General features: G+C 68.4%; 15 protein-coding genes. 13 read left to right on the top strand and 2 right to left on the bottom strand.

Annotated elements, in window-relative coordinates; all coding sequences use genetic code 11:
• Positions 1-5 precede the first annotated feature (5 nt).
• The 5 genes from EPL03_RS16300 to EPL03_RS16320 all read left to right on the top strand — a co-directional run bounded on the left by EPL03_RS16300 (position 6) and on the right by EPL03_RS16320 (position 4758).
• Entirely contained in the window at positions 6-1196 is a 1191-nt protein-coding gene (locus tag EPL03_RS16300; RefSeq protein ID WP_135830407.1) for an ABC transporter ATP-binding protein, read from the top strand.
• On the top strand, positions 1196-1390 hold the full coding sequence (locus EPL03_RS16305; protein ID WP_135830408.1) for a hypothetical protein: 195 nt from the start codon (positions 1196-1198) through the stop codon (positions 1388-1390). The genes EPL03_RS16300 and EPL03_RS16305 overlap by 1 nt, the downstream gene beginning before the upstream one ends.
• A 131-nt stretch (positions 1391-1521) precedes the next feature.
• Positions 1522-2592 (top strand): Gfo/Idh/MocA family protein, encoded by a 1071-nt coding sequence (locus EPL03_RS16310; RefSeq protein WP_135830409.1) that lies wholly within the window; start codon positions 1522-1524, stop codon positions 2590-2592.
• A 56-nt stretch (positions 2593-2648) separates the two neighbouring features.
• On the top strand, positions 2649-3236 hold the full coding sequence (gene cyaB / locus EPL03_RS16315) for a class IV adenylate cyclase (protein ID WP_135830410.1): 588 nt from the start codon (positions 2649-2651) through the stop codon (positions 3234-3236).
• A gap of 265 nt (positions 3237-3501) precedes the next feature.
• Positions 3502-4758 (top strand): methionine adenosyltransferase, encoded by a 1257-nt coding sequence (locus EPL03_RS16320; protein ID WP_135830411.1) that lies wholly within the window; start codon positions 3502-3504, stop codon positions 4756-4758.
• 92 nt (positions 4759-4850) lie between these two features.
• Here the strand turns inward: EPL03_RS16320 and EPL03_RS16325 are convergent, their stop codons facing one another.
• Positions 4851-5447 carry a sulfite oxidase-like oxidoreductase gene (locus EPL03_RS16325; protein WP_135830412.1) on the bottom strand — a complete coding sequence of 199 codons (597 nt, stop codon included), beginning with the start codon at positions 5445-5447 and terminating at the stop codon, positions 4851-4853.
• A gap of 236 nt (positions 5448-5683) precedes the next feature.
• Here EPL03_RS16325 and EPL03_RS16330 point away from each other — a divergent pair, with 236 nt between their 5' ends.
• The 4 genes from EPL03_RS16330 to EPL03_RS16345 all read left to right on the top strand — a co-directional run bounded on the left by EPL03_RS16330 (position 5684) and on the right by EPL03_RS16345 (position 9327).
• On the top strand, positions 5684-5965 hold the full coding sequence (locus EPL03_RS16330) for a hypothetical protein (RefSeq protein WP_394346956.1): 282 nt from the start codon (positions 5684-5686) through the stop codon (positions 5963-5965).
• 198 nt (positions 5966-6163) lie between these two features.
• Positions 6164-6382 carry a ribbon-helix-helix domain-containing protein gene (locus EPL03_RS16335; protein ID WP_135830413.1) on the top strand — a complete coding sequence of 73 codons (219 nt, stop codon included), beginning with the start codon at positions 6164-6166 and terminating at the stop codon, positions 6380-6382.
• 58 nt (positions 6383-6440) lie between these two features.
• A complete protein-coding gene (locus EPL03_RS16340) occupies positions 6441-6719 on the top strand; it encodes a UPF0058 family protein (protein WP_135830414.1) in 279 nt (92 codons plus the stop codon).
• A 112-nt stretch (positions 6720-6831) separates the two neighbouring features.
• Positions 6832-9327: a DUF7527 domain-containing protein gene (locus tag EPL03_RS16345; protein ID WP_135830415.1), complete on the top strand. Its 2496-nt coding sequence runs from the start codon at positions 6832-6834 to the stop codon at positions 9325-9327.
• Here EPL03_RS16345 and EPL03_RS16350 read toward each other — a convergent pair.
• Complete coding sequence (locus EPL03_RS16350) at positions 9324-9629, bottom strand: hypothetical protein (protein WP_135830416.1); 306 nt, start codon at positions 9627-9629, stop codon at positions 9324-9326. The two genes, EPL03_RS16345 and EPL03_RS16350, sit on opposite strands and share 4 nt — an antisense overlap.
• Positions 9630-9888: 259 nt before the next feature.
• On the opposite strand from EPL03_RS16350, the gene EPL03_RS16355 reads away from it, so the two are divergent.
• From EPL03_RS16355 to EPL03_RS16370, 4 genes are all read left to right on the top strand, one after another.
• Positions 9889-11253 (top strand): adenylosuccinate synthase, encoded by a 1365-nt coding sequence (locus EPL03_RS16355; protein ID WP_135830417.1) that lies wholly within the window; start codon positions 9889-9891, stop codon positions 11251-11253.
• Positions 11254-11366: 113 nt separating this feature from the next.
• Positions 11367-11558: a methytransferase partner Trm112 gene (locus tag EPL03_RS16360; RefSeq protein WP_135830418.1), complete on the top strand. Its 192-nt coding sequence runs from the start codon at positions 11367-11369 to the stop codon at positions 11556-11558.
• A gap of 34 nt (positions 11559-11592) precedes the next feature.
• Positions 11593-12174, top strand: a complete 582-nt coding sequence (locus tag EPL03_RS16365; protein WP_135830419.1) for a DUF7524 family protein — start codon at positions 11593-11595, stop codon at positions 12172-12174.
• A gap of 72 nt (positions 12175-12246) precedes the next feature.
• Entirely contained in the window at positions 12247-12798 is a 552-nt protein-coding gene (locus tag EPL03_RS16370; protein ID WP_135830420.1) for a DUF7523 family protein, read from the top strand.
• The last annotated feature ends 47 nt before the right edge of the window (positions 12799-12845 follow it).

Genomic DNA, 12845 nt, shown 5'->3' on the forward strand with positions numbered 1-12845 from the left:
TTCACATGGGTACAGTCACCTTAGACGGCGTCACGAAACGGTACGCGGACGTAACGGCGGTCGAAGACATGTCCCTCGACATCGAGGACGGCGAGTTCGTCACGCTGGTCGGGCCCTCGGGCTGTGGGAAGTCGACCACGCTGGAGACCATCGCGGGGCTGACGCTGCCATCGTCGGGGAGCATCACCATCGCCGGGCGGGACGTGACCGACCTGCCGCCCAAAGACCGGGGCATCGCGATGGTGTTCCAGAACATCGCGCTGTTTCCCCACATGGACGTGTACGACAACATCAGCTTCGGGCTGCGGCTGCGCGACTATCCGACCGAGGAGATAGACCGCCGGGTCGAGCGCGCGACCGAGATCGTCCAACTGGAGGGGATGTTAGAGCGGAAGCCCGACGAGCTGTCGGGCGGCCAGCGCCAGCGGGTCGCCATCGCGCGCGCCATCGTGCGCGAGCCCGAGGTGTTCCTGATGGACGAGCCGCTGGCGAACTTAGACGCCAAGCTCCGGGTGCACATGCGCACGGAACTCCAGCGACTCCACAAGGAACTGGACACGACCATCATCTACGTAACCCACGACCAGGCCGAGGCGATGACGATGTCCGACCGCATCGCGGTCATCGACGCGGGACGACTCCAGCAGATCGCGCCGCCGCTGGTCTGCTACAACGAACCCGCCAACCTGTTCGTCGCGGGCTTCATCGGCTCGCCGTCGATGAACTTCGCGGCGGGGGAGGTGACCGCCGACGGGCTCGCGACTCCGCACTTCGACGTCGCCTTCGACCCGGGACAGCTCCCGGGCGTCTCGCCCGGCGAGAAACTCACCCTCGGAGTGCGCCCCGAGGACGTCTACCTCCGCGAGCAGGCCGGGGGCCTCGCGAACCCGACCCGGTCGATTCCCGCCCGGACGGACGTGCTGGAGCCGATGGGCGACGAGATATTCGTCTACCTGCTGACCGGCGAGACCGCCGAAGGCGGGATGGGGACCGACCCGGACGAGACCACCAGCCAACTGCTGATGAGCGTCGACCCGGACACGGACCTGGAGAGCGACCGCGACGTCGAACTCGTGCTCGACCGCGAGCGCGTGCACCTGTTCGACACCGAAACCGGTGAGGCGGTCAGCCACACGCTGGAGTTTCCCCTCGCCGAGCCGGGCGCGACCGAGACCGAGGCGGAGGGCGACGACTGATGGTCACGACGCTGGGGTGGCTCTATCTGGTCGGCGGGACGGTGCTCTTTTTCTTCTGGGCGTACGGCATCGCCTCGTTCGCGCTCGACTGCAAGAACACGTACCTCCCCGCGCTCCGACGGTTGTGGGCGGAGCGACGCGAGCAGGCCGACCGCGAGAGCGAACGCGAGGAGGAGGAGCGCCAACTCTACTGACGGGAGGATGGCCGACGACCAGCCGGCCGCGCAGGGGCCGAGCGTCCGTCGATGCCGACGTTCCCGCGGGCTGATAGACGCCCGAAGGGAAACACCTAACAACGATTCCGGGTTGGCTACCACTAGTGACTATGCCGGGGACGACTGAGGTCCGCGTGGGATTCGTCGGACTGGGGAACATCGGCCACTACCACGCCGACCGACTCACCGAGTTCGACGACGTGGACGTGGTCGGCGGAATGGACATCAATCCGGACGCTCGCGCCCGGTTCGCCGAGAAGTACGGCGTCGAGTCGTTCGAGAGCCACGAGGACCTCTACGCGGCGGACGCCGACGCGGTCGTGGTGACGACGCCGAACAAGTTCCACGAGGAGTACGCCGTCTCGGCGCTCCGGAGCGGGCTGGACGTGCTGCTGGAGAAGCCGCTGGCCCACTCGCTCGAGAGCGCCGAGCGCATCGCGGAGGCCGCCCGGAACGCGACGGGGTTCTGCATGGTCGGGTTCCACAACCGGTTCCGCAACCCCATCGAGGTCGTGAAGGGGTATCAGGAGGAGGGTCGGTTCGGCCGGACCCGCCACGTCGAGGCCAACTACGTCCGGCGGCGCGGCATTCCGGGCCGGGGGTCGTGGTTCACCAACGACGAGATCGCTGGCGGGGGCGCGCTCATCGACATCGGCGTCCACGCCATCGACCTCGCCTTGCACTTCCACGACTTCCCGACGGTCGAGGAGGTGTCGGGCACGATTCGGTCGCAGTTCGGGAGCCGCGACGACTACGCCTACCTGGAGATGTGGGGCGAGGACGCCGAATCGGGCGAGTTCTCGGTCGACGACTCGGTCAGCGCGTTCGTCCGCTGTGAGGGCGACCGGACCATCGCCCTGGAGGTGGCGTGGGCCGCCAACCGCGCGCCCGACGAGCAGTTCGTCGTCCGGGGCACCGAGGCGGGCGCGACCTACGACAAGATAGACGATTCGCTGACCCTCTACGAGACGGGGCGACAGGGCACCGACCACTTCTCGAACGCGACGATAGAGACGAGAAACGAGGACCCCCACAGGGCCGAGCAGCGCGCGTTCCTCGACGCGGTCCGGAGCGGCGTGGGCCCGGACCGGAACACGGTCGAGCAGGCGCTCAAGGTCCAGCGCGTCATCGACGCCGTCTACCGGTCGGACGAGCAGTCGCGGGCGATTCGGCTCGACTGACCGATTCCGTCGAAGCGCAACCCCGAAGACCCGGGACGGTGAAAGCCGCCGTAAGGATGTACGAGGTCGAAGTGAAGGTCCGAGCCGACCACGACGAGGTACGGGACCGACTCGCCGAGCTCGGAGCCGAACCAGTGAACGAGGTCGTCCAGGAGGACACCTACTACGACGCGCCCCACCGCGAGTTCGCCGAGACCGACGAGGCCCTGCGGGTGCGCGAGGAGCGGGTCACGGGCGACGACAAAACCCCGGACGCCGGGGAGCCGTCCGACGACCCGACTACCGAACTCACCTACAAGGGACCGCTGGTCGAGGCCGAGTCGAAGACCCGCCGAGAGGTCGAGACCGCGGTCGCTGACGGGGCGGCCGCCGACGCCATCCTCGACGCGCTGGGGTTCGCGCCCGCCGCGACCGTCCGCAAGGAGCGCCGTCGGTACGCGGTCGACGGGTTCACCGTCACGATCGATGCGGTCGAGGGTCTGGGCGAGTTCGTCGAGGTCGAGACCGAGGTCGAGGGGTCTGACTCGGTGCCGGCGGCCCGCGAGCGGGCCTACGGGATTCTGCGCGAGGTGGGCCTGGACCCCGACGACCAGATTCGGACCTCGTATCTCGGACTGTTGCTGGAGTCCGAACCCGGGGCGTAGGGCGTCCGAACGGTTCGCGACGCTTCGCTCGACGGTGCCGGAACGGCCGAGTTCCCGAATCGAGGACGGCCGCGCTCCCCACGCTCACGTCGGTCCTGCGGACGCTGGCTCGTTTCGATCGCCGAAACCCCGAATCCGCCGATACAACCTCGCACGCCCGTATCTCATCGGAAATATCCGAGCCAGGGGGATAACCATCAGTAATTACTGGCGGCCTTCGTCGTTTCCGCAAGTTATAGATTGCGCGACCGGAAATGGGGAAGCAATGACCGACAGGAACGTGCAGGTCGAACCGATCGACCGACCCGCAGTCGAGGACCAGGAGATAGAGATCGTTGAGCGAAAGGGGCTGGGACACCCCGACTCCATCTGCGACGGCATCGCCGAGAGCGTCTCGAGCGCGCTCGCACAGGCGTACCGCGACCGCGTCGGGACCGTCCTCCACTACAACACCGACGAGACCCAACTGGTCGCCGGCCGGGCAAACCCCCAGTTCGGCGGCGGCGAGGTCGTCGAACCCATCTACCTGCTCATCGTGGGCCGGGCGACCAAGGAGTACGAGGGCGTGACCATCCCCGCCGAGAAAATCGCGCTCGAAGCCGCACGCGACTACCTCGGCGAGCACTTCCCCGAAATCGACTTCGGCACCGACGTCATCGTCGACGTGAAACTCGGCGAGGGCAGCGGCGACCTCCGGGAGGTCTTCGACGACGAAGAAGCGGAAGAGCGCGAGGGCTCCACCGGCGACCAGCCCCGAGCCGGCGCGTCCGTCCCGATGGCCAACGACACCAGCTTCGGCGTGGGTCACGCGCCCCTGACCGAGACCGAGCAAATCGTGTTGAACGCCGAGCGCCGCCTCAACGGCGAGTTCGCCGACGACAACCCCGCGCTCGGGCAGGACGTCAAGATAATGGGCAAGCGCGAGGGCGACCACATCGACATCACGGTCGCGGCCGCGCTGGTCGACAGCTACGTCGAGGACCGCGCCGACTACGACGACACCGTCGAGTCCGTCCGGGAGTTCGTCCGCGGAGTGGCCGGCGAGTACACCGACCGCGACGTGAGCGTCTACGTCAACACCGCCGACGGCGAGGGCGACGACGAGGCGTCTATCTATCTCACCACCACCGGCACCAGCGCCGAGCAGGGCGACGACGGTTCGGTCGGGCGGGGCAACCGCTCGAACGGCCTCATCACGCCCAACCGCTCGATGTCGATGGAGGCCACCTCGGGCAAGAACCCGGTCAACCACATCGGCAAGATTTACAACCTCCTCGCGACTCAGATCGCCGAGCAGGTCGTCGCCGAGGTCGACGGCATCCGCGACCTCCGCATCCGGCTGCTCAGCCAGATCGGCCGCCCCATCGACCAGCCCCACGTCGCCGACGCCCAGCTCGCGACCGAGGACGGCGTCGCAATCGCCGACATCGAGGACGAGATGACGGCCATCATCGACCGCGAGCTCGCCGACGTGACGTCGATCACCCAGCGTGCCATCGAAGGCAAACTGACCACCTTCTGAGTTACGGCTCCCGGACGAGGCCGACGTCCCACCGACGCGCGCCGAGCAGTCCCGCCGGGCTGCACACCGGACCTGCCCGGTCGACCGACCGCCTAGCTGTACCGCTCCTCGTTCCACGGGTTCGCCGTGTTGGAGTACCCCCGCTTCTCCCAATAGCCCCGTTCGGGTTCGGTCAAAAACTCCACGCCGTCGACCCACTTCGCGCCCTTGTAGGCGTACTTGTGGGGCGTCACCACCCGGAGCGGGCCGCCGTGTTCGCGCGGGAGGGGTTCGCCGTCGAACTCGTAGGCGAACAGCACCTCCTGGCGGTCGCAGTCGTCGAGGGGCAGGTTCGTGGTGTAACCGTCGAGCGCCGAGAACATGACGTGGACCGCGTCGTCGTCGACGCCCGCCCGTTCGGCGAGCGTGGGGAAGGTGACGCCCGTGAACTCACAGTCGAACTTGCTCCAGCCGGTGACGCAGTGGAAGTCCTGGCGCTGGGTCCCGGTCGGGAGCTCCCGGAATTCGTTCCACGACAGCGATAGCTCCTCGTCGACCGCGCCCGTGACCGTGAACTCCCACGTTTCGGGGTCCCAGTCGGGCGTCCCGCCCTTCGAGAGCACGGGGAACTTGCTGGTCTCGCGCTGGCCCGGCGGGAGTCGGTCGCCGTCGAACTCCTCGTGGAGGTCCGTGACGTCCGTGACGCTCATGTCCCCCAGTGGGCGTCCCACGAAAGTAGGCCTGTCGACCGGGGTCGAACTCGCGGGGGCCGTCGACCGCGAACGCGATGTGTCGCTGCCGCAGCCGGTCGCAACCAGCGATTGCGGCCGGGTAACGACCCGATTCGACCGGCAACGGTCTGAACGCTCGAAACGACCGAGCAATACTGCCGGGCACCGACTGAATAACAAAGGAGCGCCTGCGCCAATGCGCACTCGCAATGTCACTGGAAAGCCAGCAGAAGATGGGCGACCGGTCCACGATGGAGGCCGCCGAGGAGTCGACGACGGACCTCGCCATCGTCGCGTCGGCGGCGTCGGTCGCGCTCTCGTGGTACCAGTTCTTCGGACGCGGGAACAAGATGCAGGGGCTGTTCGTCGGCCTGTGGCCGCCGACCATCCTCGCGTTCGCGAGCTACTTCAACCAGAAGCGGATGGAGCAGAAGCTGCAGTCGCTGGGTCCGAGCCGAATCCGGGAGTCCATCGAGCAGATGCTCAGCAGTCGGTGAGCCGCGGCCGCGTTTCGTCGTTCGCCGGGGAGCGTCGGCCCCGCGGAGCTATGGATTCCGCAAACGGGACTTCAACTGATTCGGCGTCCGACGATAGCAGTTAAACTGTCGGTCCCGGGACCGCGAAACCGGCAGCAGCCGCCGGTTCCACTCCCCGTCAGACTTATAAACACCCCTCCCGAAGCCACCAATGTTCCAATGCCGAAGGTAGAGATAACTATCCCGGAGCATCTCGAAATGCAGATCGCCCAGATGGTCGAACAGGGCGAGTTCGTCAACCGGGAGGAGGCGATAGAGGACCTCCTCTCGACCGGCCTGAAGGCCTACAAGACGAGCGGTCCGATGGACGACGACGACCGCGACCCCGGCCTCGAAGACGAGGGGATGATGGGCCACGAGGACGAGTACGTCTTCTGACGCTCCCTGTGAACCGTTCTCAGAAACCCTTAACTCGGCCACCTCCATATCCACGGACATGCACAAAGACGAGCTTCTCGAACTCCACGAGGAGATGGTCCTCATCATGGAGTACTTCCAGGACCGCGAGAGCGTCCAGGACGGGCTGTTCGACCCCTACGAGGAACTCGACGTCGACCCCTCGCACGTCCACAAGTCCAAGAGCGAGCACAAGCACGCGGTGTTCGTCCTCGGCAACGCCCTCGCCACCGCGATGAGCGACGACGAGTTCAGCGAGGCCGGCCGCATCGGCAAGCGGATGCAGGAACTCGCCGACGACGCGGAATCGCGCATCTAGGCCACTTTTTGCTGCGCACCCTTTTGCAGGGGAGGCGCTCTCGTGCGCCGCCCGAAGCAAAAGGTCGTGATGTGCCGCAAGATATTTGAAACGGCTTTGGCTTCCACGTAATATGGAACCGCGCACGGTCGAGCAGGTCGAGAGCTGGAGTACCCGTTCCGTCGCCGACGGGTACGCTGGCCTGCGCGAACTCTCAGACGGGGAGTTCTCGGGGGCAGTAAGGGGGAGTGGGGCGTGGCTGTTCATGCTCAACGGCCGAATCGTCGGGGTCTTCGAGGGGACCCTCGACGACTTCGAGGACGCGGACGCGACCGCGTACGCCGCACCGCATCCCTCGCTCCCACTGCTGTTCAGTATGCAGGAACAGGGCGGGGACACGCGGGCGAAGTACTACACGAACGACACGCCGCTGTCGGAGGTCGACGACACGCTCACGGAGGGGAAGTTCACGGGGTTCGTCGAACTCAGCGAGAACGTCCTGAGCGGCGACTACTACGTCGCCTACTACGGCGGGCGCTCGCTGAGCGTCGCGTTCGTCGGCGCGAGCGAGCAGGTGGTGACCGGCGAGGAGGCCTTCGAGCGCGCCGCCGACGAGGTCGGCATCTACGAGGTCACCGACGTCGACGTCAAGGTCGTCGACGTCCCCGAGCCCGCGGACGACGAACCGGACGCCGCGCCCGGCGGCAGTGGGTCCGGTGGCGGCGCGCCCGGTAGTACCGGGGCGAGCGGCGCGGGCGGTGGCGGCTCGTCCGGCGACGCTGCGACCGCCAATGACGCGGCGTCTCGCGACGCCGCCGGTCGGAGGTCCGCGGGGTCGAGTAGCGAAGCGGCGTCGAACCCGTCGGCCAGTCGCTCGGGCTCGAACGACGCCGACTCTACGACCGACTCGGACGCCGCCACCGGCGCGTCTGCCCGGTCCTCGGGCGACGACGCGGACGCGTCCGACCGGCGACGGAACGCCCCGGCCCGAGAGTCGTCGGACGCCGGGACGACCGAGCCCTCGGACGCGTCGGCGACCGATTCGGCGGAGTCCGCGTCGAGTCCGAGCAAAGCGGGCGGGGCCGACCCCTCGCCGGGAACCGAAGCGTCGGCGTCCGAGCGGTCGCGGCCTGCCGAGTCCGGGCGAACCACCGATAGCGCACGGAACACGGCCGCCGACCGGACAGCGTCGACGCGCGAGCCCGCCGGAGCGAGTGGGGGCGCGTCGGCCGACCGCTCGACGTCCGGTGACGCGGCGACCGGCCCCGACGTTCGGGACGCCGGTCCGACGGAAGACGCTGGTTCGGCTGGCGACGCCGGGTCATCGGGCGACGCCGGTGCACGGTCGGAGGCGAAAGCGGGCGGCAGGTCTGTCGGGACCGCCGGAACGGCGGACGCCGCCGACTCGACCGGAAGCGGGTCGAGCGCGGTCGGCGGGGAGGCCGAGTGGCGCGAGACCACAACGATTCCGTCGCTCGACCCCGACCTGAGCGACGAGCCCGACGAGCCCTCGGACGACTCGCAGGCCGACGCGACTCCCGCGGGCGGCGACCGGAGTCGGGCCGACGCGTCCGGCGAGCAGTCCCGCGGTCGGCGACCCACCAAAGAGCGAACGTCCCGAGCCGGGACGAGCGAGACGACGGGGACGGCCGCCGGCGAGTCGGGCGCGGCCGAGCGCACCACCGACGACGGCTCTGGGGAGTCGAGCGAGGCCCGGGCCCGCATCCGGAAGCTCCGGAAGCAACTCGAGCAGCGCAAACAGCAGGTCGAGCAGCTCAAAGAGCGCCTCTCGTCCCTCGAATCCAAGCGCAACGAGTACAAGCGCGAGCGCGACGCGCTCAGTCAGGAGGTCGAGCGGCTCGAAGCCAAGCTCGACGGCGCGTCCTCGGCCGGCACCAGCGCGGTCGGCCGGCAACTCGACGAGGCCGACGCCTTCGACGGGACCAACCTCTTCGTCCGGTACGACTCCAAGGGCGAGGCCACGCTCGACGAGGCCGCGAAGGGACAGGTCGACCGGAGCGACGTGAACGCCAACCTCCGGCTCGAACACCACACGCAGTTCGAGGCCGACGAGGTCAGCGTGGACGGCGAGCCGTTCGAGGCGTTTCTCGTGGGCTCGTTCGAGTACGAGTTCGCGTCGTGGGTCGTCGAGGAGCTGCTGTACGAGATACGCGACACCGGCAAGCGGAACGCCCTGAAGGAGCTATACGAGGCGATTCCGAAGATAGACCGGGTCGACCTCCACGGCACGGTGAGCGCGGGCGACACCCGGGAGGACACCCGACAGGAGTCGTTCGACGTCATCATGCGCGACCGGATGGGCGAGCCGCTGGTGGTGGCCGACCTCAACGACTCGCGGGACCCCACCACCGGCGAGATGATGGGCTCGCTGGTCGACGCCGCCTCGGACGTGTCACGGAGCCACGACGAACTCGCGGGCGCGTTCCAGGTCACGGCGAGCTTCTTCGAGCCGGAGGCGCTCGAAACCGCGGAGGCGGCGACCAGCGGCGGCCTGTTGAGTCGCGAGAAGAGAGCGAGTTTCGTCAAACTATCCCGCAAGCGCGGTTACCATCTCTGTCTCGTCGAGTCGCGGGGCGGCGACTTCCACCTGAACGTTCCGGAACTCTAGCTCTCGGCTTCCTGTTTCTCGGTGATCTTCATCCCCTCGAGTTTCCCGTTTATCTCGTCTATCTTGCCGTCGAGTTCGGCCACGAACTCGTCGGTCCGCTCGGTCGTGATGGCACCCTGACTCGACGGCTCGATGAGGTTCTCCTCTTCGAGGACGCGGAGGGAGTAACGGACCTTGTGGTGGGGGTAGCCCGTCTCGTTGGACATCTTCACGATGCCGATGGGCTCGCTCTCGATGACCATCTTCAGTACCTGCAGATGTCGCTCCAACATATCGACTTCCTTCTCCAGTCGATCTATCATGGCACGTGTTAACTTGTCTTAGAGGCTTTTAAATGTTGCTGTCCACCCGGTGGCGCGCTGTTACTGTTCCGATTGTTGAGAGTGAGAACAGTTAACGGTTTTGGCGCTCCCGACGAGCCGCGCGTCGGCCCCTCCCCGGTCGATATCCTCGAAACTGGTTGTTTCGGCCGGGCGAGGTTCGGTTTTAGGCACGACTATGCATCATCACGGTCGACGGACCGAAATCGGTTTACGACGAGCGGGTGAACCACTCGGCGTAATGACCGTAACCATCGTCGGCTCGCAACTCGGCGACGAGGGAAAGGGCGGCATCGTGGACCTCTGGGGCGATGCCGCCGACGTGGTCGTCCGATATCAGGGCGGCGACAACGCGGGCCACACAGTCGTCGAGGGCGGCACCGAGTACAAGCTATCGCTGGTTCCGAGCGGTGCAGTGCGGGGGAAGGTCGGCGTCCTCGGCAACGGCTGCGTGGTCAACCCCGCCACGCTGTTCGAGGAGATAGACGACCTCCGCGAGCGGGGCCTCGACCCCGACGTCCGGGTCGCGCGGCGCGCGCACGTCATCTTCCCGTACCACCGCGTGCTCGACGGCATCGAGGAGGAGGCCAAGAGCGAGTCCGACCAGGAGGTCGGCACGACCGGGCGCGGTATCGGCCCGACCTACGAGGACAAGGTCGGTCGGCGGGGCGTTCGGGTCGGCGACTTGGTCGACCCCGAGCGCCTGCGCGAGAAGTTGGAGTACGTCGTGCCCCAGAAGCGGGCGCTCGCCGAGGACGTGTTCGGCGTCGATATCGGCGAGGAGTTCGACGTGGCGTCGCTGTACGAGGAGTACCGGCGCTACGGCGAGCGCCTGCGCGAGGAGCGGATGACCGTCGACGCCGGCCCGTTCCTCGCCGACCGCCTCGACGCCGGCGACGAAGTGATGTTCGAGGGCGCGCAGGGGACGCTCATCGACGTCGACCACGGCAACTACCCGTACGTCACCTCCTCGAACCCCACTGCGGGCGGCGCGGCCACCGGGACCGGCCTGGGGCCGGGCGTGGTCGGCGGCGGCGAGGTCGTCGGCATCGTCAAGGCCTACCTCACTCGGGTCGGCAGCGGGCCGATGCCGACCGAACTCGGCGGCGTCGTCGGCGATACGCCCGGCTACGACGAGCAGGGCGAGGGCGACGACGAGGAACTGGCGACCTACGTCCGCGAGGAGGGCGGCGAGTACGGCACCGTCACCGGCCGACCCCGGCGCGTGGGCTGGCTCGACCTGCCGATGCTCCGCCACTCGACCCGCGTGAACGGGTTCACCGGCCTCGCGGTCAACCACGTCGACGTGCTGGCGGGGTTGGACGAAGTGCAGGTCGGCCACAGCTACGACCTCGACGGTGAGGAACTGTTCACCGTGCCCGCGACCACCGAGCGGTGGGGCGACTGCGAACCGAACTTCCGCACGTTCGACGGCTGGGAGGACGTGGACTGGTCGGCGGTCGCCGAGACGGGCTACGACGCCATCCCCGAGAACGCCCGCGAGTACCTCGGCTACGTCAGCGACCAACTCGACGTTCCCATCTACGCGGTCGGGGTCGGGCCGAACCGCGAGGAGTCGGTCGTGCTGGAAGACCCCTTCGAGTGACCTGCCCGGGCGTTCGCGAGCGTCACCGCGCGGACTCGCCTACGCGGGGGACCCCGCCCGAGACCGCCCGCCAACCCGTCACGCTTTTGGCCCGTCCGCCCACACGCTCTCTCATGAAACAGTCGCTGATGGACGTCATCTGCTGTCCACTCGACAAACAGGCGCTCGAACTCGACGCGACCGAGACCGACGACGAGGAGGTCCTCGCGGGCACCCTGACCTGTACGGAGTGTGGCGAGACCTTCCCGATCGAGGACGGCATCCCGAACCTCCTGCCGCCGGACATGCGCGACGCGGAGGCGTAGTTTTTTCTCCCCCGACTCGGAGGTAGTACCCGTCGTGCCAGACAGTCTCCCGGTCTCGCTCAACCACGACCGACTCCACGACGTCCGGACGCCGGCGTCGTTCGAGGCGACCGACTCGTTCGAGATACTGCTTCGGAACGGCGACGCGCCTGTCCACGTCCACCTCCACCTCGACGACGCGCTGTCGCAGGTGGCGTCGATTCCCGCGAACAACCACTTCGTGGACGCCGATTCGACCCGGCAGGTGACGGTCGAGGTCGCGGACGAACCCCGCCCCGTGGAGGGCCAGCTCAAGGTGGTCACCGGCCACGGCGCGGAGACCGACTACGTGACCGTCTCGGTCGTCGAACCCGACGAGCGCGAGGACGCCGTCGACGTCGACGAGCGCTTCGCCGACCCGCCCGCGAGGGAAGCGACCGACGACGAGGCGGGCGGGTACGAGGCGGTGTCGGCGTCGCTGGCCGCGGACGGCCCGGTCGCCGCGCTCGGTCTGTTCGCGGTCGCGGTGGCGGTCGGCTCGGCCACGCTCTCGAACAGCGGTGCGGTGGTGGTCGGCGCGATAGTCGCGCTGGCGAGCGTGGCGACGGCGGGCTACCTGCTCGTTCGCGGCGATTGAACGCTCGGCGCGGGACCCGCCCGCGACCGAGCTTTCGCATCGTTTTTGCCGGTCGACCGCGTCGCCCCGCGCATGACGCTGGCCGAAGACGCCCGCGAGGCCGCCCGGCGTCGCCCCGCGTTGCTGGGCGCGCTCCGCGACGGCGTCGTCAACTACACGGCGGCGGCCCGCTCGCTCGCGGACGAGGTCGACGGGGACGCGGAGTCGGTCGCGACCGCGCTGCGCCGGTACGCGGAGTCGCTCCCCGACCGCGAGCGCGAGCCACGGGACGTCCGCGTGTCGATGCGGAGCGGACTCGGCGAGACGGACGGATGGCCCAACGCGGGAGGACAGACGGGGCCGGGCGACGACGGTGGCGCGCCGCTCGCGGTCGGGGACACCGGTCTCGAACCCGGCGAGGGGACGCTGACGGCGGTGGTCGCCGAGGGCGAGGTGGACGGTCGCGGGCTGGCCCACCTCCTCGACCGGCTGGACGCGGCGGGCGTCGACGTCCGGAGCGCGGGGGTTGCCGGCGGCCGGCTCGTGGTCGCGGTCGACCGGCGCGACGGGCCGAACGCGGTGCGGGTCGCCGAGGACGCGCTCGCGACCGTGCCCGCCGCCCTCGGGTCCGACGGGAGCGAGTAGGCGTCGGTCGGGCCCAGCGGGTCGCCCCGAGCGAGTGTCGGCGCGAA

The sequence above is a fragment of the Halorussus halobius genome, assembly GCF_004765805.1.
Taxonomy (GTDB): domain Archaea; phylum Halobacteriota; class Halobacteria; order Halobacteriales; family Haladaptataceae; genus Halorussus; species Halorussus halobius.

Coding starts and splice junctions, on each gene's coding strand:
- EPL03_RS16360 (WP_135830418.1), top strand. CDS start 11,367: ATGAAACAGTCGCTGATGGACGTCATCTGCTGTCCACTCGACAAACAG.
- EPL03_RS16345 (WP_135830415.1), top strand. CDS start 6,832: ATGGAACCGCGCACGGTCGAGCAGGTCGAGAGCTGGAGTACCCGTTCC.
- EPL03_RS16325 (WP_135830412.1), bottom strand. CDS start 5,447: ATGAGCGTCACGGACGTCACGGACCTCCACGAGGAGTTCGACGGCGAC.
- EPL03_RS16305 (WP_135830408.1), top strand. CDS start 1,196: ATGGTCACGACGCTGGGGTGGCTCTATCTGGTCGGCGGGACGGTGCTC.
- EPL03_RS16320 (WP_135830411.1), top strand. CDS start 3,502: ATGACCGACAGGAACGTGCAGGTCGAACCGATCGACCGACCCGCAGTC.
- cyaB (WP_135830410.1), top strand. CDS start 2,649: ATGTACGAGGTCGAAGTGAAGGTCCGAGCCGACCACGACGAGGTACGG.
- EPL03_RS16300 (WP_135830407.1), top strand. CDS start 6: ATGGGTACAGTCACCTTAGACGGCGTCACGAAACGGTACGCGGACGTA.
- EPL03_RS16340 (WP_135830414.1), top strand. CDS start 6,441: ATGCACAAAGACGAGCTTCTCGAACTCCACGAGGAGATGGTCCTCATC.
- EPL03_RS16355 (WP_135830417.1), top strand. CDS start 9,889: ATGACCGTAACCATCGTCGGCTCGCAACTCGGCGACGAGGGAAAGGGC.
- EPL03_RS16370 (WP_135830420.1), top strand. CDS start 12,247: ATGACGCTGGCCGAAGACGCCCGCGAGGCCGCCCGGCGTCGCCCCGCG.
- EPL03_RS16335 (WP_135830413.1), top strand. CDS start 6,164: ATGCCGAAGGTAGAGATAACTATCCCGGAGCATCTCGAAATGCAGATC.
- EPL03_RS16350 (WP_135830416.1), bottom strand. CDS start 9,629: ATGATAGATCGACTGGAGAAGGAAGTCGATATGTTGGAGCGACATCTG.
- EPL03_RS16310 (WP_135830409.1), top strand. CDS start 1,522: ATGCCGGGGACGACTGAGGTCCGCGTGGGATTCGTCGGACTGGGGAAC.